This window comes from Streptomyces sp. NPDC051664, assembly GCF_044453545.1.
In the GTDB taxonomy this organism is placed as follows: Bacteria; Actinomycetota; Actinomycetes; order Streptomycetales; family Streptomycetaceae; genus Streptomyces.
On sequence record NZ_JBITCU010000005.1, the window covers coordinates 155253 to 173025 of the forward strand.

Annotated in this window: 17 protein-coding genes; 15 read left to right on the top strand and 2 right to left on the bottom strand. The window is 70.9% G+C overall.

The genetic code is table 11. The features are described 5' to 3' along the window. Window positions 1-56: 56 nt before the first annotated feature. From hpnC to ACIA8E_RS12040, 4 genes are all read left to right on the top strand, one after another. Window positions 57-977, top strand: coding sequence for a squalene synthase HpnC (gene hpnC, locus ACIA8E_RS12025; RefSeq protein ID WP_399297588.1), 921 nt, complete (start codon window positions 57-59; stop codon window positions 975-977). Between the two features lie 29 nt (window positions 978-1006). Next, on the top strand, window positions 1007-1927 hold the full coding sequence (gene hpnD, locus ACIA8E_RS12030; RefSeq protein ID WP_399297590.1) for a presqualene diphosphate synthase HpnD: 921 nt from the start codon (window positions 1007-1009) through the stop codon (window positions 1925-1927). 172 nt (window positions 1928-2099) lie between these two features. Beyond that, window positions 2100-3488 carry a hydroxysqualene dehydroxylase HpnE gene (gene hpnE / locus ACIA8E_RS12035; protein WP_399297047.1) on the top strand — a complete coding sequence of 463 codons (1389 nt, stop codon included), beginning with the start codon at window positions 2100-2102 and terminating at the stop codon, window positions 3486-3488. Next, window positions 3485-4588 (top strand): polyprenyl synthetase family protein, encoded by a 1104-nt coding sequence (locus tag ACIA8E_RS12040; RefSeq protein WP_399297049.1) that lies wholly within the window; start codon window positions 3485-3487, stop codon window positions 4586-4588. Before hpnE ends, ACIA8E_RS12040 begins: the two co-directional genes overlap by 4 nt. Window positions 4589-4744: 156 nt before the next feature. On the opposite strand, the gene ACIA8E_RS12045 is transcribed toward ACIA8E_RS12040, so the two are convergent. Both ACIA8E_RS12045 and ACIA8E_RS12050 read right to left on the bottom strand, forming a co-directional pair. Continuing rightward, window positions 4745-5305 carry a PadR family transcriptional regulator gene (locus ACIA8E_RS12045; RefSeq protein WP_399297051.1) on the bottom strand — a complete coding sequence of 187 codons (561 nt, stop codon included), beginning with the start codon at window positions 5303-5305 and terminating at the stop codon, window positions 4745-4747. 63 nt (window positions 5306-5368) lie between these two features. Further along, entirely contained in the window at window positions 5369-7390 is a 2022-nt protein-coding gene (locus ACIA8E_RS12050) for an FAD-dependent oxidoreductase (protein ID WP_399297053.1), read from the bottom strand. Window positions 7391-7596: 206 nt separating this feature from the next. On the opposite strand from ACIA8E_RS12050, the gene ACIA8E_RS12055 reads away from it, so the two are divergent. From ACIA8E_RS12055 to hypA, 11 genes are all read left to right on the top strand, one after another. After that, the gene (locus ACIA8E_RS12055; protein WP_399297055.1) at window positions 7597-8121 is read left to right on the top strand and encodes a DoxX family protein; all 525 of its coding nucleotides are present in this window, start codon (window positions 7597-7599) and stop codon (window positions 8119-8121) included. A gap of 222 nt (window positions 8122-8343) precedes the next feature. Then, the gene (locus ACIA8E_RS12060) at window positions 8344-10128 is read left to right on the top strand and encodes an enoyl-CoA hydratase-related protein (RefSeq protein ID WP_399297057.1); all 1785 of its coding nucleotides are present in this window, start codon (window positions 8344-8346) and stop codon (window positions 10126-10128) included. 59 nt (window positions 10129-10187) lie between these two features. Further along, entirely contained in the window at window positions 10188-11273 is a 1086-nt protein-coding gene (locus ACIA8E_RS12065; RefSeq protein ID WP_399297059.1) for a hydrogenase expression protein HypE, read from the top strand. Window positions 11274-11372: 99 nt separating this feature from the next. Beyond that, a complete protein-coding gene (locus ACIA8E_RS12070; RefSeq protein WP_399297061.1) occupies window positions 11373-13157 on the top strand; it encodes a nickel-dependent hydrogenase large subunit in 1785 nt (594 codons plus the stop codon). Beyond that, window positions 13154-13771, top strand: a complete 618-nt coding sequence (locus tag ACIA8E_RS12075) for a hypothetical protein (RefSeq protein WP_399297063.1) — start codon at window positions 13154-13156, stop codon at window positions 13769-13771. The genes ACIA8E_RS12070 and ACIA8E_RS12075 overlap by 4 nt, the downstream gene beginning before the upstream one ends. Then, complete coding sequence (locus tag ACIA8E_RS12080; protein WP_399297064.1) at window positions 13768-14439, top strand: DUF5947 family protein; 672 nt, start codon at window positions 13768-13770, stop codon at window positions 14437-14439. Before ACIA8E_RS12075 ends, ACIA8E_RS12080 begins: the two co-directional genes overlap by 4 nt. Next, on the top strand, window positions 14436-15137 hold the full coding sequence (locus tag ACIA8E_RS12085; RefSeq protein ID WP_399297066.1) for a DUF6084 family protein: 702 nt from the start codon (window positions 14436-14438) through the stop codon (window positions 15135-15137). Before ACIA8E_RS12080 ends, ACIA8E_RS12085 begins: the two co-directional genes overlap by 4 nt. Beyond that, the gene (locus ACIA8E_RS12090) at window positions 15134-16582 is read left to right on the top strand and encodes a hypothetical protein (RefSeq protein WP_399297068.1); all 1449 of its coding nucleotides are present in this window, start codon (window positions 15134-15136) and stop codon (window positions 16580-16582) included. The genes ACIA8E_RS12085 and ACIA8E_RS12090 overlap by 4 nt, the downstream gene beginning before the upstream one ends. Further along, on the top strand, window positions 16579-17127 hold the full coding sequence (locus tag ACIA8E_RS12095) for a hydrogenase maturation protease (RefSeq protein WP_399297070.1): 549 nt from the start codon (window positions 16579-16581) through the stop codon (window positions 17125-17127). Before ACIA8E_RS12090 ends, ACIA8E_RS12095 begins: the two co-directional genes overlap by 4 nt. A gap of 19 nt (window positions 17128-17146) precedes the next feature. Further along, window positions 17147-17251 (top strand): DUF6893 family small protein, encoded by a 105-nt coding sequence (locus ACIA8E_RS12100; RefSeq protein WP_399297072.1) that lies wholly within the window; start codon window positions 17147-17149, stop codon window positions 17249-17251. Between the two features lie 129 nt (window positions 17252-17380). Next, window positions 17381-17773: a hydrogenase maturation nickel metallochaperone HypA gene (hypA, locus tag ACIA8E_RS12105; RefSeq protein ID WP_399297074.1), complete on the top strand. Its 393-nt coding sequence runs from the start codon at window positions 17381-17383 to the stop codon at window positions 17771-17773.

Below are 17773 nucleotides of genomic sequence, written 5' to 3' on the forward strand. Positions count from 1 at the left end.
ACGGAAAATCTCCAGCTCCGAGGTGTATATGCCGTCCCCGCGCCGGACGGTCAGTGGTGACCCGTACCCGGCAGGCGCGCCATGACGCCGCTGTGCCCGCCACGCTCGACAAGGCCGCGGACGAGAACTTCCCCGTGGCCCCTTTCTTCCTGCCACGCGCCTGGCGTAACGATCTGATGGCGGTGTACGGCTACGCCCGCCTGGTCGACGACATCGGTGACGGCGATCTCGCCCCCGGCGGCGCCGACGCCCGCCACCTCGGGCTGGACCCCGCGCAGACCGATGACCGGCTCGCGATGCTCGACGCGTTCGAGGCGGACCTGCACCGGGTCTTCGACACCGCGGGCGACGGCCCGCGTCACCCGCTGCTGCGCGCTCTGCGCCCCACCGTGCGGCGCCGCGCCCTCACGCCCGAGCCGTTCCTCGGGCTCATCGAGGCCAACCGGCAGGACCAGAAGGTCCGACGGTACGGGACGTACGAGGAGTTGCTCGCCTACTGCGAACTCTCCGCCAACCCGGTCGGCCGCCTGGTCCTCCAGATCACCGGCACCGCGAGCTCCGAGCGGATCCGCCGCTCCGACGCCGTCTGCACCGCCCTGCAGATCGTCGAGCACCTCCAGGACGTCACCGAGGACCTCGGCCGCGACCGGATCTACCTGCCGGCCGACGACATGGCCAGGTTCCATGTCACCGAGGCCGACCTGGCAACCCCCTCCGGGGGCGCATCGGTGCGTGCACTGGTTGCATACGAAGCAGAACGCGCCCGGAACCTGCTGAATGAAGGCACCCCCTTGGTGGGTAGCGTCCACGGCAGGCTCAAGCTGCTTCTCGCCGGATTTGTGGGAGGGGGGCGTGCCGCCCTCACCGCGATCGCGGCCGCCGGGTTCGACGTACTGCCCGGACCGCCCAAGCCCACCAAGCCCAGCTTGCTGCGCGAGGTGGGAGTTGTCTTGCGAAGAGCGCGTAGAGAGGGGTGAGCCGGACCGTGGAGGGACAGACGACGTACATGTCGGCGCCGGTACAGGCCGCATACAGTTACTGCGAAGCCGTCACCGGACAGCAGGCGCGTAACTTCGCGTACGGAATCAGGCTGCTGCCGGCCGAGAAGCGGCAGGCCATGTCGGCGTTGTACGCCTTCTCCCGCCGGGTCGACGACATCGGCGACGGCGAGCTGGAGCCGGAGACCAAGCGGATCCGGCTGGAGAGCACCCGCACGCTGCTGGACCGGATCCGGGACGGCGCGATCGACGAGGACGACACCGACCCGGTGGCCGTCGCGCTCGCCGACGCCGCGAGCCGGTTCCCGCTGCCGCTCGGCGGACTCGACGAGCTGATCGACGGCGTGCTCATGGACGTGCGCGGCACGACGTACGAGACGTGGGACGACCTCAAGGTCTACTGCCGGTGTGTCGCAGGGGCCATCGGCCGGCTCAGCCTGGGCGTTTTCGGTACGGAACCGGGCGCACCCGGCGCCGACCGCGCCGCGGAGTACGCCGACACGCTCGGTCTCGCCCTGCAGCTGACCAACATCCTGCGCGACGTCCGCGAGGACGCGGGCAACGGGCGAACGTATCTGCCCGCCGACGACCTCGCCAAGTTCGGCTGTTCCGCCGGCTTCCACCGGGCCACCCCGCCGCCCGGCTCCGACTTCGCGGGCCTGGTCCACTTCGAGGTGCGGCGCGCCCGCGCTCTCTTCGCTGAGGGCTACCGGCTGCTGCCGATGCTGGACCGCCGCAGCGGCGCCTGTGTGGCCGCCATGGCCGGTATCTACCGCCGCCTGCTCGACCGGATCGAGCGCGACCCCGAGGCGGTGCTGCGCGGCCGGGTGTCGCTGCCGGGCCACGAGAAGGCGTACGTCGCGGTGCGCGGCCTGTCGGGTCTGGACGCGCGGTACATCTCGCGCCGGACGGCCCGGGGGCGTGTCTGATGCGTAATGCAGATATCTCGCGCACCATGTGCATCACGGACACTCGGTCCAGACCTTGGGCAACCCTGCGGTGGTCCGACGCGTCCCTGACTGAAACAGCGTGCCTGACCGAAAAGACGAGCCTGGCCGGCACGGCCTGGCCGACCGGAGCGACCCGGCGAAGGGGGGACGCGTGACCGACAAGGCCCTGCGTTCCTCCCGCGCGGTCGTGATCGGCGGCGGACTGGCCGGCATCACCGCGGCCCTCCGTCTCGCCGACGCCGGGCTTGACGTGACCCTGCTCGAAGGACGGCCGAGGCTCGGCGGACTCGCCTTCTCCTTCAAACGCGGCGAACTGACGGTGGACAACGGTCAGCATGTCTACCTTCGCTGCTGCACCGCCTACCGCTGGTTCCTCGACCGGGTCGGCGGCGCACGTCTGGCACCCCTGCAAAACCGTTTGGACGTGCCCGTTCTCGATGTGGGACGTCCCTCGGGGCCCCGGCTCGGACGGCTGCGCCGCAACGCCCTGCCGGTGCCGTTCCACCTCGCCGCCGGGCTGGCCGGCTACCCGCATCTCTCGCTCGCCGAGCGGGCAGGTGTCGGGCGCGCCGCACTGGCACTCGGCCGGCTCGACCCGGACGACCCGGCGCTCGACGCCATCGACTTCGGCAGCTGGCTGACCCGCCACGGGCAGTCCCCGCGCACCATCGAGGCACTCTGGGACCTCGTCGGCGTCGCCACACTCAACGCCACCGCCCCGAACTCCTCGCTGGCCCTGGCCGCGAAGGTCTTCAAGACCGGACTCCTCTCCGAGCCCGGCGCCGCAGACATCGGCTGGGCGAGCGTGCCGCTGGGCGAGGTGCACGACACGCTGACCCGCAAGGCGCTCGACTCCGTAGGCGTACGGACCGAGCTGCGCACCAAGGCGGACACCGTCACCCGCACCGGCGACGGACACTGGATCGTCGACACGGGCGCCGAACGGATCGAGGCGGACACCGTCGTCCTCGCCGTCCCGCAGCGCGAGACGCACGACCTGCTGCCCGAAGGCGCACTCGACGAGCCGGGCAGGCTGCTCTCCATCGGTACCTCGCCGATTCTCAATGTGCACGTCGTCTACGACCGCAAGGTGCTGCGCCGCCCGTTCTTCGCCGCGCTCGGCTCCCCGGTCCAGTGGGTCTTCGACCGTACGGACGCCTCGGGGCTGACCGGCCCCGGACAGTACCTCGCGCTCTCCCAGTCCGCGGCCGACGACGAGATCGACCTGCCCGTCGCCGAGCTGCGCAGTCGCTACCTGCCCGAGCTGGAACGGCTCCTGCCGGCCGCCCGCGGAGCCGGCATCAGGGACTTCTTCGTCACCCGGGAACGCGCAGCGACCTTCGCCCCCGCTCCCGGAGTCGGCCGACTGCGCCCCGGGACCCGCACCCGTGCCCCCGGCCTCTATCTGGCCGGAGCGTGGACGGCCACCGGCTGGCCCGCGACGATGGAGGGCGCGGTGCGCAGCGGGTGCAGCGCCGCGGACGCCACACTCCGTGCGCTCGGCCGCACCCATGAATTTCCGCTGCAGGAGGCGGCATGAGCAGTACCACCGGAACAAGAGGAGAGTCAGTGACCCCGGCGAATCCGGCTTTCGACACCGTGGTGGACACCGCGGACGTCACCGTGCTTCTGGAGCGCGGACGGGCCCTGTCTGCTCCGGTGCTCCGGGCCGCCGTTGACCGGCTCGCACCGCCCATGGACACCGTCGCCGCCTACCACTTCGGCTGGATCGACGCCCAGGGCCGGCCCTCCGACGGCGACGGCGGCAAGGCCGTCCGCCCGGCGCTCGCCCTGTTGTCCGCCGAGGCGGCGGGCGCTGCGGCCGAGGCCGGCATCCCCGGCGCGGTAGCCGTCGAACTCGTGCACAACTTCTCGCTGTTGCACGACGACCTGATGGACGGCGACGAGCAGCGCCGCCACCGTGACACCGTGTGGAAGGTGCACGGCCCCGCGCAGGCGATCCTGGTCGGCGACGCGCTGTTCGCGCTGGCCAACGAGATCCTGCTGGAGCTCGGCACGGTCGAGGCAGGCCGCGCGGCCCGCCGGCTGACCACCGCCACCCGCAAGCTCATCGACGGACAGGCCCAGGACATCTCCTACGAGCACCGCGAGCGGGTCACCGTCGCGGAGTGCCTGGAGATGGAGGGCAACAAGACGGGCGCCCTGCTCGCCTGTGCCGTGTCCATCGGTGCGGTGCTCGGCGGCGCCGACGACCGTACCGCCGACACCCTGGAGGCGTACGGCTACCACCTCGGCCTCGCCTTCCAGGCCGTCGACGATCTGCTCGGTATCTGGGGCGACCCGGAGTCCACCGGCAAGCAGACCTGGAGCGATCTGCGTCAGCGCAAGAAGTCCCTGCCGGTCGTCGCCGCGCTCGCCGCGGGCGGACCGGCCTCGGAGCGCCTCGGTGAGCTGCTTGCCGCGGACGCCAAGAGCACCGACTTCGACAGCTTCTCCGAGGAGGAGTTCGCCGCCCGGGCGGCGCTCATCGAGGAGGCGGGCGGCCGTGAGTGGACCGCCCAGGAGGCCCGTCGGCAGCATGCGATCGCCATCGAGGCGCTGCACGGTGTCGACATGCCGGAAACCGTGCGTGCGCAGCTCACGGCGCTCGCGGACTTCGTCGTCGTACGAAAGAGATGATCATCATTCGCATATGACTCGCAGTCGCGGGGGGGGGGGGGGGGGGGGGGGGGGGGGGGGGGCGGGGCGCCCCCCCCCCCCCCCCCCCGCCGCCATCGGCAGCCTTCGTCGACCGTCCTCAACGACCGCCCTGATCGGACGCCCTCAGGGCGGCCCTCATGGGCCGGACAGGCTCGGCGGGGTGACCGAACCGGTGTCCTGCGCCAGAGCCCGGGTCAGCCAGCCGATCCAGAAGTTCTCGAGATCGATTCCGCCCCGCAGCACCAGATGCCGCAGCCGGTCCCCCTCGGAGTCCCGACCGGGTGGGAAGTCCCGCTTCTCGATCGCCAGATACTCGGCCAGCTGCTTCTCGTGCAACGCCAAGTGGCGGCGCAGCTCCGCGGTGAGGCCCGGTGCGCCGACCACCGCCGCCGCTCGCATCCGCAGCAGCAGCGGATCGCGGACCTGCTTCGGGTCCTCCGGGAGCGCCACCCAGGCGGCCAGCGCCTCGCGGCCGGCGGGCAGCACCTCGTACTCCTTCTTCCGGCCACGGGTCGGCCGGGTCGACGGCAGGGCCCGGATCTGTCCGGCCTCCTCCAGCTTCCCGAGTTCGCGATAGATCTGCTGGTGCGTGGACGACCAGAAGTAGCCGATCGACCGGTCGAACCTTCGGGTCAGCTCCAGCCCCGACGACGGCTTCTCGAGAAGGGCGGTGAGGATCGCGTGCGGGAGTGACATGGGACGCATCCTAAGGACGGCGCCGCGCCCGGAGCCGTGGGCCCCGGGCGCAGCGGCCCGTTGTCACAGCGCGGCGGCGAGCTCCGTGCCCTGGCGGATCGCCCGCTTGGCGTCCAGCTCGGCGGCCACGTCGGCGCCGCCGATCAGGTGCGCCGTGCGGCCTGCGGCGAGCAGCTCCTCGTACAGTTCGCGTCGCGGTTCCTGTCCGGCGCAGAGCACCACCGTGTCGACCGGCAGGAGGTGCTGTTCGCCGTCGACCGTCAGGTGCAGACCGGCGTCGTCGATGCGGTCGTACGCGACGCCCGCGATCATCGTCACGCCTCGGTGCCGCAGCTCCGTGCGGTGGATCCACCCGGTCGTCTTCCCGAGCCCCGCGCCGACCTTGCTCGCCTTGCGCTGGAGCAGGTGGACGGTGCGCGGCGGCTTGGGGCGCTCGGGGAGGCGTAGACCGCCGCGCTCCTGGTACCCGGTGTCGACCCCCCACTGCCGGAAGAACACCTCGGGGTCGAGGCTCGCCGCGTCGCCGCCGTCCGTCAGGAACTCGGCGACGTCGAATCCGATCCCGCCCGCACCGATGATCGCGACCCGCTCACCGACCGGCGCCCCGTCCCGCAGGACATCGAGGTAACTGACCACGCTGGGGTGGTCGAGGCCCTCGATCGCGGGGGAGCGGGGCGAGACACCGGTGGCGAGCACGATCTCGTCGAAGCCGTCGAGGGTGCCCGGTGTGGCCTTCGTCCCGAGCCGGAGCTCGACCTGCTGCTCCGCGAGCCGGGTACGGAAGTAGCGCAGCGTCTCGTTGAACTCCTCCTTGCCCGGGATCCGGCGCGCCACATCGAGCTGGCCGCCGATCTCGTCGGCCGCATCGAAGAGCGTCACCGCGTGCCCGCGCTCGGACGCCGAGACGGCGCACGCGAGACCCGCGGGCCCGGCGCCGACGACCGCGACGCGCTTACGGGTCCGGGTCGGCGACAGGGTGAGCTCGGCCTCCGTCTCGTGGCAGGCGCGCGGATTGACCAGACAGGAGGTGATCTTCCCGCTGAACGTGTGGTCCAGGCACGCCTGGTTGCAGCCGATGCAGGTGTTGATCGCGTCGGCGCGGCCCGCGCCCGCCTTGGCCACGAAGTCCGGGTCGGCGAGGAACGGCCGGGCCATCGACACCATGTCCGCACGGCCCGACGCGAGAATCTCCTCGGCGACCTCGGGGGTGTTGATCCGGTTACTGGTCACCAGCGGTACGGAGACGGACCCGCGCACCTTCTCGGTGACCCAGGTGTAGGCACCGCGCGGCACCGACGTCGCGATGGTGGGGATGCGGGCCTCGTGCCAGCCGATCCCGGTGTTGATGATCGTGGCCCCGGCCGCCTCGATCGCCCGGGCGAGCTGCACGACCTCCTCCAGCGAGGAGCCGCCGGGCACCAGGTCCAGCATCGAGAGCCGGTAGATCAGGATGAAGTCGCTGCCGACCCGCTCGCGGACCCGGCGCACGATCTCGACCGGGAACCGGATGCGGTTCTCGTACGAACCGCCCCAGCGGTCGGTGCGGTGATTGGTTTCGGCGGCGATGAACTCATTGATCAGATAGCCCTCGGAGCCCATGATCTCGACACCGTCGTAGCCCGCCCGTCGCGCCAGTTCCGCGGTCCGCACGAAGTCCTCGACGGTCTCCTCGACCTCGTCGTCGGTCAGGGCGTGCGGTGTGAACGGGCTGATCGGGGCCTGGATGGCGCTCGGCGCCACCAGGTCCGGATGGTGCGCGTACCGGCCGAAGTGCAGGATCTGCATGGCGATCCGGCCGCCCGCCGCGTGCACCGCGGCGGTGACCTGAGCATGCTGCTCGGCCTCCGCCTCGGTGGTCAGTTTGGCGCCGCCGGGATACGGGCGGGCGCGGTCGTTCGGCGCGATGCCACCGGTGACCATGAGGCCCACACCGCCGCGGGCACGGGCCGCGTAGAACGCCGCCATCCGCTCGAAGCCGCGCTCCGCCTCCTCCAGACCGACATGCATCGATCCCATCAGCACCCGGTTGGGGAGGGTGGTGAACCCGAGGTCGAGCGGGCTCAGCAGGTTCGGGTACGGGGTCATCCGGCGGCTCCTCACACAGTGTCGTTGCGCCAGTTGTAGACCACCGAAGCGTCATTGTGCAACAAGTTGCACAATGACCTGCGTCGCATTTGCCCGCCACCGGATGGCAGCCCCGGACGGAGTAGTACCGGGGCACGTCCACCCGTCGCGGCGCGGAGAGTGGATCCGTAACCCGGAACACACCCGACACCCCCACGGAGCCCCCCATGGCCTGCCTCTGCCGGCGTGACCTCGGTCTGCTCGTCCTGCGCGTCGGTACCGGCGCGGTCCTGGCCGCGCACGGCAGTCAGAAGCTGTTCGGCTGGTTCGGCGGCGGGGGCATCGAGGGAACCACCGCGGGCATGCAGGCCATGGGCTTCCATCCGCCCAGGCACAGCGCCGTCGCCGCCGGACTCGGTGAGGCGGGCAGCGGCGCCCTGCTGGCCCTCGGCCTCGCCACCCCCGCCGCCGGAGCGGCCGCGGCGGGCGCCATGTCGGCCGCCGTCGCCGTCCACGCGCCCGCGGGCTTCTTCGCGCAGGGTGGCGGGTACGAATACCCGGCCTTCCTCGGCTTCACCGCTGCAGCGATCGGCCTGACCGGCCCCGGCCGGTACTCCCTCGACCACGCGACCTACCACATCCTCGACCGGCCGTGGATCGTCGCCCTCGCCTTCGTGGTCAGTGCGGCCGGGGTCGTGGCCGTCGTCGGGAAGCGGTCCAGGGGGCTGAGGAAGAACGCGGCCGAGAACTGAGCCGACGGTGCGTCAGGGCCGTCCTGGCCACCCTGACGCACCGTCGCCCCCATGGCTGCGTTCCCGGCCGTCGGGTGGCCGCAGAACGTTCCCCCTTTCGAGTGACTCCGCCGCCTGGTGATGACGGAGCCCGTCGGGTGTGTCCGAGGCTTGCAGGCGGCCGGACCCGCTCCGGCCGGGAGTCGCAGAGCCGCAGAACCTCAGAGCCGCTGGGAGTCCGCCGTGCACATCCTGCTCGTCGCGAGTGCGTTCAACAGCCTTACTCAACGCGTCCACGCGGAGCTGCGGGACCGAGGCCACACCGTGGCGGTCGGACTCGCACTCTCCGACGGCCATCTGCGGAACGCGGTCCGGGGGTTCGCACCGGACCTGATCGTGGCTCCGATGCTCAGGACCGCCATCCCGCGCGACGTGTGGTCGGCGCACACCTGCCTCATCGTCCATCCAGGACCCGTCGGCGACCGCGGACCGTCCTCGCTCGACTGGGCGATCCATGAGGGCGTCACCGGTTGGGGCGTAACGGTTCTGCAGGCCGACGAGGAGATGGACGCCGGAGACGTCTGGGCGTCGGTGGAGTTCTCCGTACCGCCGGTGGGCAAGAGCGACCTGTACCGCAACGAGGTCTCCGACGCGGCGCTGACGGCGGTGCTGCGGGCCGTCGACCGGTTCGCCTCGGGGATGTACACCCCCCGGCCCCAGGGCAGCGCACGTGCCACGGACGGCACCCGGCCGTATTTCCGTCAGGAACTCCGGCGGATCGACTGGCGGTCCGACTCCACCGAGACCGTGCTGCGAAAGCTGCGGGCGGCCGACTCGCAGCCCGGCGTGCTGGACGAACTGCTCGGCGGCGAGTGGTTCCTGCACGGGGGGCACCCCGAGGACCGGCTGCGAGGCCGCCCCGGAGAGCTGCTGGCCACGCGCGCCGACGGGGTCTGCCGGGCCACCGTCGACGGCGCCGTATGGATCCCGGAGCTGCGCGCCAGGCGGCAGCCGGGACAGCCCGCCCCGTTCAGGCTCCCCGCCGTCCTGGCACTCGGCGACCGGCTGCCGCCGCTGCCTGCGGACCCGGTCCCGCCGGACGCATCCGGGCGCCGCGGAACCTGGACCGACATCCGCTACGAGGAGACCGGCGCCGTCGGACATCTGACGTTCTCGTTCCCCGGCGGGGCCATGAGCACCACGCAGTGCACGCGCCTTCTGGACGCCTACCGGACAGCCTGCTCCCGGCCCACCTCGGTCCTGGTGCTGGGCGGCGGCCGGGACTTCTTCTCCAACGGCATCCATCTGAATGTCATCGAGGCGGCGGCCGACCCCGCCGAGGAGTCCTGGGCCAACATCAATGCCATGAACGACCTGGTGGAGGCCGTGCTGACCACCACCGACCGACTGGTGGTCGCCGCCGTGGGCGGCAACGCCGCCGCCGGCGGAGCGATGCTCGCGCTGGCCGCCGACGAGGTCTGGTGCCGCAGGGGCTCGGTGCTCAACCCGCACTACCGGCTGATGGGTCTGTCCGGCTCGGAGTACTGGACCCGCACCCTGCCGAGCAGGGTGGGGCCCGAGACGGCCGAGCGGGTCTCCCGCGAAGCGCTGCCGCTCGGCGCCGAAGCCGCCCAGCGGCTCGGCCTGGTGGACCGGACCATCGCCTGCCGGCCCCAGGACTTCCCGGGCGAGGCTGTCCGACTGGCCGTCCGGCTGGCCTCGTCGACCGCCGCACAGGCGCGGATCGCTCGGAAGAAGACGGCGCTCGAGCGCCAGGAGGCGCTCAAGCCGCTGGCCGCCTACCGGCAGGAGGAACTGGCCGCGATGCGGTCCACCTTCTTCGACCCGGACGCGCCGTACCACCGCCTGCGTCGTGCCTTCGTACGCAAGGAACCCCCGACCCGGACGCCGCCTCACCTCGGCGTCGGCGTACCCGGAAGGCGCACGGCGTATCCGTCCGCCACCCGGGAGCGCGCCGTCACCGCAACGGCGGCACTCACCGATGTACCCGGACCGACTGACGGTTAGCTGGACAGGAAGGCCGAAAAGCGGGCTTTCAGCGCAGAGCTCCCCAAGGAGACATCCCCATGGATGCAGCAACAGCGAACACGGTCGGCGACCGGGCAGACGGTGCAGCCGCCGACGAGGAGTCCCCGATCCACATCCTCTGGATCAACGCGGGGCTGAGCTGTGACGGCGACTCGGTGTCGCTGACGGCGGCGATGCAGCCGAGTATCGAGGAAATCGTCCTCGGTGTGCTGCCGGGCCTGCCGAAGATCCAGGTCCACTGGCCCCTGATCGACTTCGAATGCGGTCCGGTGGGCGGTGCGGACACCTTCATCGAGTGGTTCTTCAAGGGCGAACGCGGCGAGATCGATCCCTTCGTGCTGGTCGTCGAGGGGTCCATCCCCAACGAGTCGATCAAGCAGGAGGGGTACTGGTGCGGCTTCGGCGACAACCCGGAGACCGGCCAGCCGATCACGACCAGTGAATGGATCGACCGGCTGGCGCCCAAGGCCCTGGCGGTCGTCGCCATCGGAACCTGCGCCACCTACGGCGGCATCCATGCGATGGCCGGCAACCCGACGGGTGCCATGGGCGTGCCCGACTACCTGGGCTGGGACTGGACCTCGAAGGCAGGCATTCCGATCGTGTGCGTGCCCGGCTGCCCGATCCAGCCGGACAACTTCTCGGAGACCCTCACCTACCTGCTCTACCAGGCGGCGGGCTCCGCTCCGATGATTCCGCTGGACGACAAGCTGCGCCCGACCTGGCTCTTCGGCGCCACCGTGCACGAGGGGTGCGACCGGGCCGGGTACTACGAGCAGGGCCAGTTCGCCACCACGTACGACTCGCCCAAGTGCCTGGTCAAGCTCGGCTGCTGGGGCCCCGTCGTCAAGTGCAACGTCCCCAAGCGCGGCTGGATGAACGGCATCGGCGGCTGCCCGAACGTCGGCGGCATCTGTATTGCCTGCACCATGCCGGGCTTCCCCGACAAGTTCATGCCGTTCATGGACGAACCGCCCGGCGGCAAGGTCTCCGTCGGCGCCAGCGGAGCGTACGGGGCGGTGATCCGCAGACTCCGGTCGGTCACGGCCAGGACCGTGGACAAGGAACCGAAGTGGCGTCACACGGGCAAGAAGCTGACCACCGGGTACCGCCCGCCCTGGTGACCGACCGGCCGGCGCCACCGCCCCGCGATCGACGCACGGCTCGCCTCCGCCCCGCTCCCCCCTCAACTCCCGCTTCCCAGAAGGGTTATGGCACACACAATGGCATCCACGACGAAGGCGGCCGGCGACGGCAGTGGCCTCGTCGAGATGGCCTGGGATCCGATCACCCGGATCGTAGGCAGTCTCGGCATCCACACGAAGATCGACTTCAAGCAGAAGCGGGTCGCGGAGTGCTACAGCACTTCGTCGGTCTTCCGTGGCTACAGCGTCTTCATGCGGGGCAAGGACCCTCGGGACGCCCACTTCATCACCAGCCGCATCTGCGGGATCTGCGGCGACAACCACGCCACATGTTCCGTCTACACGCAGAACATGGCCTACGGGGTGAAGCCGCCGCACCTCGGTGAGTGGATCATCAACCTGGGCGAGTCGGCGGAGTACATGTTCGACCACAACATCTTCCAGGAGAACCTGGTCGGGGTCGACTACTGCGAGAAGATGGTCCGCGAGACCAACCCCGGAGTCCTGGAACTCGCGGAGCGCACCGAGGCGCCGCACGCCGGGGAGCACGGCTACCGCACGATCGCCGACATCATGCGCTCCCTCAACCCCATCGAGGGAGAGTTCTACCGCGAGGCTCTTCAAGTGAGCCGCTACACGCGGGAGATGTTCTGCCTGATGGAAGGGCGCCATGTGCACCCCTCCACGCTCTACCCGGGCGGTGTGGGAACGATCGCGTCCGTCCAGCTCTTCACGGACTACCTCAGCCGCCTCATGCGGTACGTGGAGTTCATGAAGCGGGTCGTCCCCCTGCACGACGACCTGTTCGACTTCTTCTACGAGGCGCTGCCCGGGTACGAGGAGGTCGGCCGCCGAAGGGTGCTGCTCGGCTGCTGGGGAGCGCTCAACGACCCCGAGTACTGCGACTTCACGTACGCCAACATGACGGACTGGGGACGGAAGATGTTCGTCACCCCAGGCGTGATCGTGGACGGCAAACTGGTCACCAACGACCTCACCGAGATCAACCTCGGCATCCGGATCCTGCTCGGCAGTTCGTACTACGACGACTGGCAGGGCCGGGAACAGTTCGTCACCCACGACCCGCTGGGCAACCCGGTGGACCCCCGCCACCCGTGGAACCAGCACACCATCCCCGCCCCGCAGAAGCGGAACTTCGACGACAAGTACAGCTGGGTGATGTCGCCCCGCTGGTTCGACGGCAAGGACCACCTGGCACTGGACACCGGCGGCGGCCCCATCGCCCGCCTCTGGTCCACCGCCCTGTCCGGGCTCGTCGACGTCGGCTATGTGAAGGCCACCGGCCACAGCGTCGTCATCAACCTGCCGCGCACGATGACCAAGCCCGAGACCACCTTCGAGTGGAAGATCCCGAAGTGGAGCAACGCGCTGGAACGCAACCGCGCCCGCACCTACTTCCAGGCGTATGCCGCCGCGATCGCGCTGCACTGTGCCGAGAAGGGGCTCGAGGAGGTCCGCGCCGGACGCACCCAGACCTGGGAGAAGTTCGACGTGCCGGACGAGAGCATCGGCGTCGGCTTCACGGAGGCCGTACGGGGCGTGCTCTCCCACCACATGGTGATCAGGGACGGCAAGATCGCCAACTACCACCCCTATCCGCCCACTCCGTGGAACGCCAGCACCCGGGACACGTTCGGCACCCCCGGCCCGTACGAGGACGCGGTGCAGAACACGCCGATCTTCGAGGAGAACACCCCGGAGAACTTCAAGGGCATCGACATCATGCGGGCGGTCCGCAGCTTCGACCCCTGTCTGCCGTGCGGCGTCCACATGTACGTGGGCGACGGCAGGACCGTCAAGCAGATGCACGTGCCCACCGGACTGAGCGGACTGGCCGGATGAGCCCCGCAGCCCCGTCGGCCGTCGCACCGCCGCGAGCCGTCGACGCCGTGGAGGCCGGACAGCGGGTCGAAGAGCTGCTCGACCGCCTGACCACCATCGGAGACCAGGAAGTGGGTGCCGCGGCCGAGGATCTGGTGCGGGTCCTGATGGACTTCTACGGCGCCGGCCTGGCCCGTATCGTCGACCGCCTGAGCACCCCCGCGGACCACGGAACCGGCAGCGGACCGCTCGCCGCACTGCTCGACGACGAACTCGTGTCGAGCCTGCTGGCCCTGCACGACCTGCACCCGGAGGACATCGGCACGCGGATCGCGCGCGCCCTCGACTCCGTCCGTGACCCTGTCGAGGTCGTCGGCTTCGACGAGGAGACCGGCATTCTGCGGCTGCGCGCCTCGTCCGAAGCCGGTGACGGCGGTGGCTGCGGCTGCCCGAGCACGGGCGCGGCGACCCGGCGCAGCGTCGAGGACGCGCTGGCCTGCTTCGTACCGGAAGTGAACCAGGTGGAGATGGAGCCCTCGACCACCGACCGGGAGCCACCGCTGCTCCAGATCGCCACCCGTCCGCCGGCCGGATCTTCCGTGACCGGGCAGGCCGTTGAGGCGAAGGCGCCATGATCGCACCCCAGGCACCCGCCGGGCGCCCGGCGCCCGTTGCCCGCCCCCGAGGCCTGCGCAGGTTCACCACGCCGCCGGAACCCCGGCAGGAGTGCTGCGAGCTGTGCGGCGTGCCCGTGACCGAGGGTGGCCATCGGCATCTCGTGGACACCGAGAAGCGGGCGCTGGCCTGCGCGTGCACCCCGTGCGCCCTGCTCTTCGAGCGGCCGGGCGCAGCCCACGGACGCTTCAGAACGGTCCCGGACCGCTATCTGTCCGATCCGGACCACCGTCTCGACGACGGTGCGTGGGAACTCCTGCAGATCCCGGTCGGCGTCGCGTTCTTCTTCCGCAACGCCGCTCTGGACCGACTGGTCGCGCTCTACCCGAGCCCGGCCGGAGCGACCGAGAGCGAACTCGACCCGGAGACCTGGCAGACCGTGCTCGGCACCACTCGCCTCGCCGCGCTGCTCGAACCCGACGTCGAGGCGCTGCTGATGCGCCGCACGGAGGGCCGGGCCGAGTGCTACCTCGTACCGATCGACATCTGCTACGAGCTGGTGGGACGCATGCGCCTCCTCTGGCAGGGCTTCGACGGCGGGGCCGAGGCGAGGGCCGACCTCCAGGCGTTCTTCGAGCACGTCGAGGGACGCGCCGCCCGGACCCAGGGGAAGGGGCAGCCGCGGTGACGGAATTCGCCTTCACCTGCACCGGAGTCCGCGCCGACCCGTACGCGGCGGGCCCCACACTGGTCTTCCGGCTGCGCATCACCGCGTCCGCGGAAGCCCGGGTGCATGCCCTCGCGCTCCGCTGCCAGATCCGTATCGAACCCGGCCGGCGCGGCTACGAGCAGGCCGAGGCGGACGGACTGCACGACCTCTTCGGTGACCGCTCACGCTGGGGAAACACGCTCCAGCCCGTGCAGTTCGCCCAGGTATCCCTGATGGTCCCGTCATTCACCACGGTGACCGAGGTGGACCTCGTCGTGCCCTGCACCTACGACCTGGACGTCGCCGCGACACGGTATTTCGACGCGCTCCAGGACGGCGAGGTGCCGCTCCTCCTGCTCTTCTCCGGCACCGCCTTCACCGGGGACAGCGGCTTCCACGTCGAGCCGGTGCCCTGGGACCGCGAGGCTTCCTGCCGTATGCCGGTGGCGGTGTGGAAGGACATGATCGAGCAGCACTTCCCGGGCTGCGGCTGGATCCGGCTGCCGCGCGACACCATGAACGCGCTGCTCGCCTTCCGCTCGCGGCAGGCCCTGCCGTCCTGGGAGGCGACCGTCCAGTCGCTGATCGACCTGGCCGGAGCCGCCGGGACTCCGACCCCTGAGCGCCCGGCGCGCCGGCCCGTTCTGCCCCGCGTCACCGAGAGGACGGCGCCGTGACCGCATCCCTGCTCACGCCCGCACTGGAGTCCCGGTTCGCCACCGCCCGGCAGGTCGCCGACACCGTCCTCTTCGAGGGCTATGTGCTGTACCCGTACCGGGCCTCCGCGGCCAAGAACCGGCTGCGCTGGCAGTTCGGGGTGCTCGTGCCGCCCGGCTGGGGCGCCGACCGCGAGGAGCACGACTTCCAGCACACCGAGTGCCTGATGGAACCGAAGCCCGGCGCGACGCTCGCAGTCGAGGCACGGTTCCTGCACGCCCAGCGACGGACGGTGCAACAGGTCCTCGACGACGGCACATTCGAGACCGTGGACCGACTCGATTTGGCCGACCGGGTGCTGGTCCCGTGGGACGAGGGCGCCGAGGAACGCGTCGAAGTGGTCGTGGACGTCGCCGAACTGACCGGGGACGGAGTCACCGTCCCCTTCACCCGGCCCGCCCGTGAGGAGACCGAACCCGTCCTGGACGCGGACGGGAGGACGGTGGGCCGCCTGGTCCGCCGCTGCGAGGAGATCAGCGGTGCTGTGCTGGTGTCCGCCCGCGAACTCGACGGCCCCTACCGGGTCATGAGGCTCACCGCCGTGGTGGAGAACACCAGCGTTTGGACGCCCGACTCCGCCGGGGCCGACCGGGAGGCCGCGCTCCCACGGTCGTTGGTCGCCGCGCACCTGCTGCTGGGTCTCAGCGCGGGATCGTTCCTGTCGATGACGGACCCGCCGGAATGGGCCAAGGGTGCGGTCGCGGCCTGCCGCAACCTGCACACCTGGCCGGTGCTCGCCGGGGAACCCGGGCGCACGGACCTGATGCTGTCGTCCCCGATCATCCTGGAGGACCATCCGGCCATCGCTCCCGAGAGCCCGGGCACGCTCTACGACGCCACCGAGATCGACGAGATCCTCGCCCTGCGTACGGCGGCCCTGACCGACCAGGAGAAGCGCGAGGCACGCGGTACCGATCCCAGGGCGGCAGCCGTCATCGACCTGGCCGAGTCCATGCCCCCCGAGGTCCTGGAGCGGCTGCACGGCGCGGTACGGGCCCTGCGGGAGATCACCGGACCCGACACGCCCCCGCCCGCCGCGCAGGACCCCGTCCCGGACGGCGTGGACCTGATCGACACCCGCGGGGTACTCCGGCCCGACACCCCGTGGTGGGACCCGGCGAGCGACGACACCGCCGACCCGGCCCGGGACCGGATCCTGGTGGACGGACGGTCCGTGGGCGTGGGCAGCCGCGTCCTCCTGCGACCGGGGCTCCGGCGGACCGACGCCCAGGACCTGTTCCTCAAGGGCCGCAGCGCACAGGTCGAAGCAGTGCTCCACGACGTCGACGGCGGAGTGCACCTCGCGGTCACCGTGGAAGGCGACCCGGGCGCGGACATCCGCCGCGAGCAGGGGCGCTTCCTGTACTTCCAGCCGGACGAGATCGCCCCCCTGGAGGACGCGTGAACGCCCTTGCGCAGCAGCACGCGAGGACCCTCGTCGCCGGGATCGGGAACATCTTCCTCGGCGACGACGGCTTCGGCGTCGAGACGGTGCACGCACTGTCCTCGCACCGGCTCCCCGACGACGTCGAGACCGTCGACATCGGCGTACGGGGCGTCCATCTCGCCTATCAGCTCCTCGACGGATACGACACCCTCGTCCTGATCGACGCCACCGCACGCGGTGGCCGCCCGGGAACCCTGTATCTGATCGAGGCCGACGAACCCGGAGCCGTCGAACCGCAGAACGCGCTGCTCGACGGCCACCGGATGTCCCCCGATGCCGTCCTGGCACTGCTCGGCACCCTGTGCGCGGGCACCGGAGCCGTACCGCCGAGGCGCACGCTCGTCGTCGGCTGCGAACCCGACAGTGTCGACGAAGGGATCGGGCTGAGCGCCCCCGTGGCCGCAGCGGTGCCCCACGCCGTACGGATGGTCGTGGACCTCGTACAAGCAGCCGACCGTCCGGCCGACGCCCGGCGGACGTCGGCCGGAACTGTCATGAACTGAGCAGAAGGAACACACCACCATGAAGAAGATCATTGTCTGCGGCCTGAGCGCCGTCGCCGTCGCCGTCGTCGTCGCGCAGATCCTGCCCGACGTCAGGCGTTATCTGCGGATGCGCAGCATGTGACGGCACCTGCCGCCCGGGCCCGCCCCATGGCTGCACCGAATGGTGCATGTGCCGCACGGGTACCGGCGAGCCGGTCCGCCGGCCCCCGTGACCCGCCGCTGTAATGACGCAGTGCAGGACGGAGAACCAATGCACGAGATGTCGATCGCCATGGCCGTCGTCGACCAGGTGGAAGAGGCGGCTCAGGCAGGCGGAGCCACCTCGGTCGGGTCCGTCCGGCTCCAGGTCGGGGAACTGGCCGGAGTCGTCCCCGACGCCCTGTCCTTCTGCTTCGGACTCGCCTGCGCCGGGACCGTCCTGGAAGGAGCCGAACTCGTCATCGACTCCGTGGCGGCCCGCGCGCGGTGCATGCCCTGCGCGGACGAATGGGCGGTCGGCATGCCGCCGCAGCTGTGCTGTCCGGTCTGCGGCGAGGCGACCGCCGAACTCCTGTCGGGCCGCGAGCTGCAGATCCTCAGCGTGCACTGGCAGGACGGCGCCGCACCCGAACACACCCGCGAACCGATCTCCCAGGAGCACTGA

Excerpts from the sequence above, each read along its gene's own strand:
- hpnD (WP_399297590.1), top strand. The coding sequence starts at position 1,007 with ATGTCGGCGCCGGTACAGGCCGCATACAGTTACTGCGAAGCCGTCACC.
- ACIA8E_RS12040 (WP_399297049.1), top strand. The coding sequence starts at position 3,485 with ATGAGCAGTACCACCGGAACAAGAGGAGAGTCAGTGACCCCGGCGAAT.
- ACIA8E_RS12045 (WP_399297051.1), bottom strand. The coding sequence starts at position 5,305 with ATGTCACTCCCGCACGCGATCCTCACCGCCCTTCTCGAGAAGCCGTCG.
- ACIA8E_RS12050 (WP_399297053.1), bottom strand. The coding sequence starts at position 7,390 with ATGACCCCGTACCCGAACCTGCTGAGCCCGCTCGACCTCGGGTTCACC.
- ACIA8E_RS12055 (WP_399297055.1), top strand. The coding sequence starts at position 7,597 with ATGGCCTGCCTCTGCCGGCGTGACCTCGGTCTGCTCGTCCTGCGCGTC.
- ACIA8E_RS12065 (WP_399297059.1), top strand. The coding sequence starts at position 10,188 with ATGGATGCAGCAACAGCGAACACGGTCGGCGACCGGGCAGACGGTGCA.
- ACIA8E_RS12070 (WP_399297061.1), top strand. The coding sequence starts at position 11,373 with ATGGCATCCACGACGAAGGCGGCCGGCGACGGCAGTGGCCTCGTCGAG.
- ACIA8E_RS12075 (WP_399297063.1), top strand. The coding sequence starts at position 13,154 with ATGAGCCCCGCAGCCCCGTCGGCCGTCGCACCGCCGCGAGCCGTCGAC.
- ACIA8E_RS12080 (WP_399297064.1), top strand. The coding sequence starts at position 13,768 with ATGATCGCACCCCAGGCACCCGCCGGGCGCCCGGCGCCCGTTGCCCGC.
- ACIA8E_RS12100 (WP_399297072.1), top strand. The coding sequence starts at position 17,147 with ATGAAGAAGATCATTGTCTGCGGCCTGAGCGCCGTCGCCGTCGCCGTC.
- hypA (WP_399297074.1), top strand. The coding sequence starts at position 17,381 with ATGCACGAGATGTCGATCGCCATGGCCGTCGTCGACCAGGTGGAAGAG.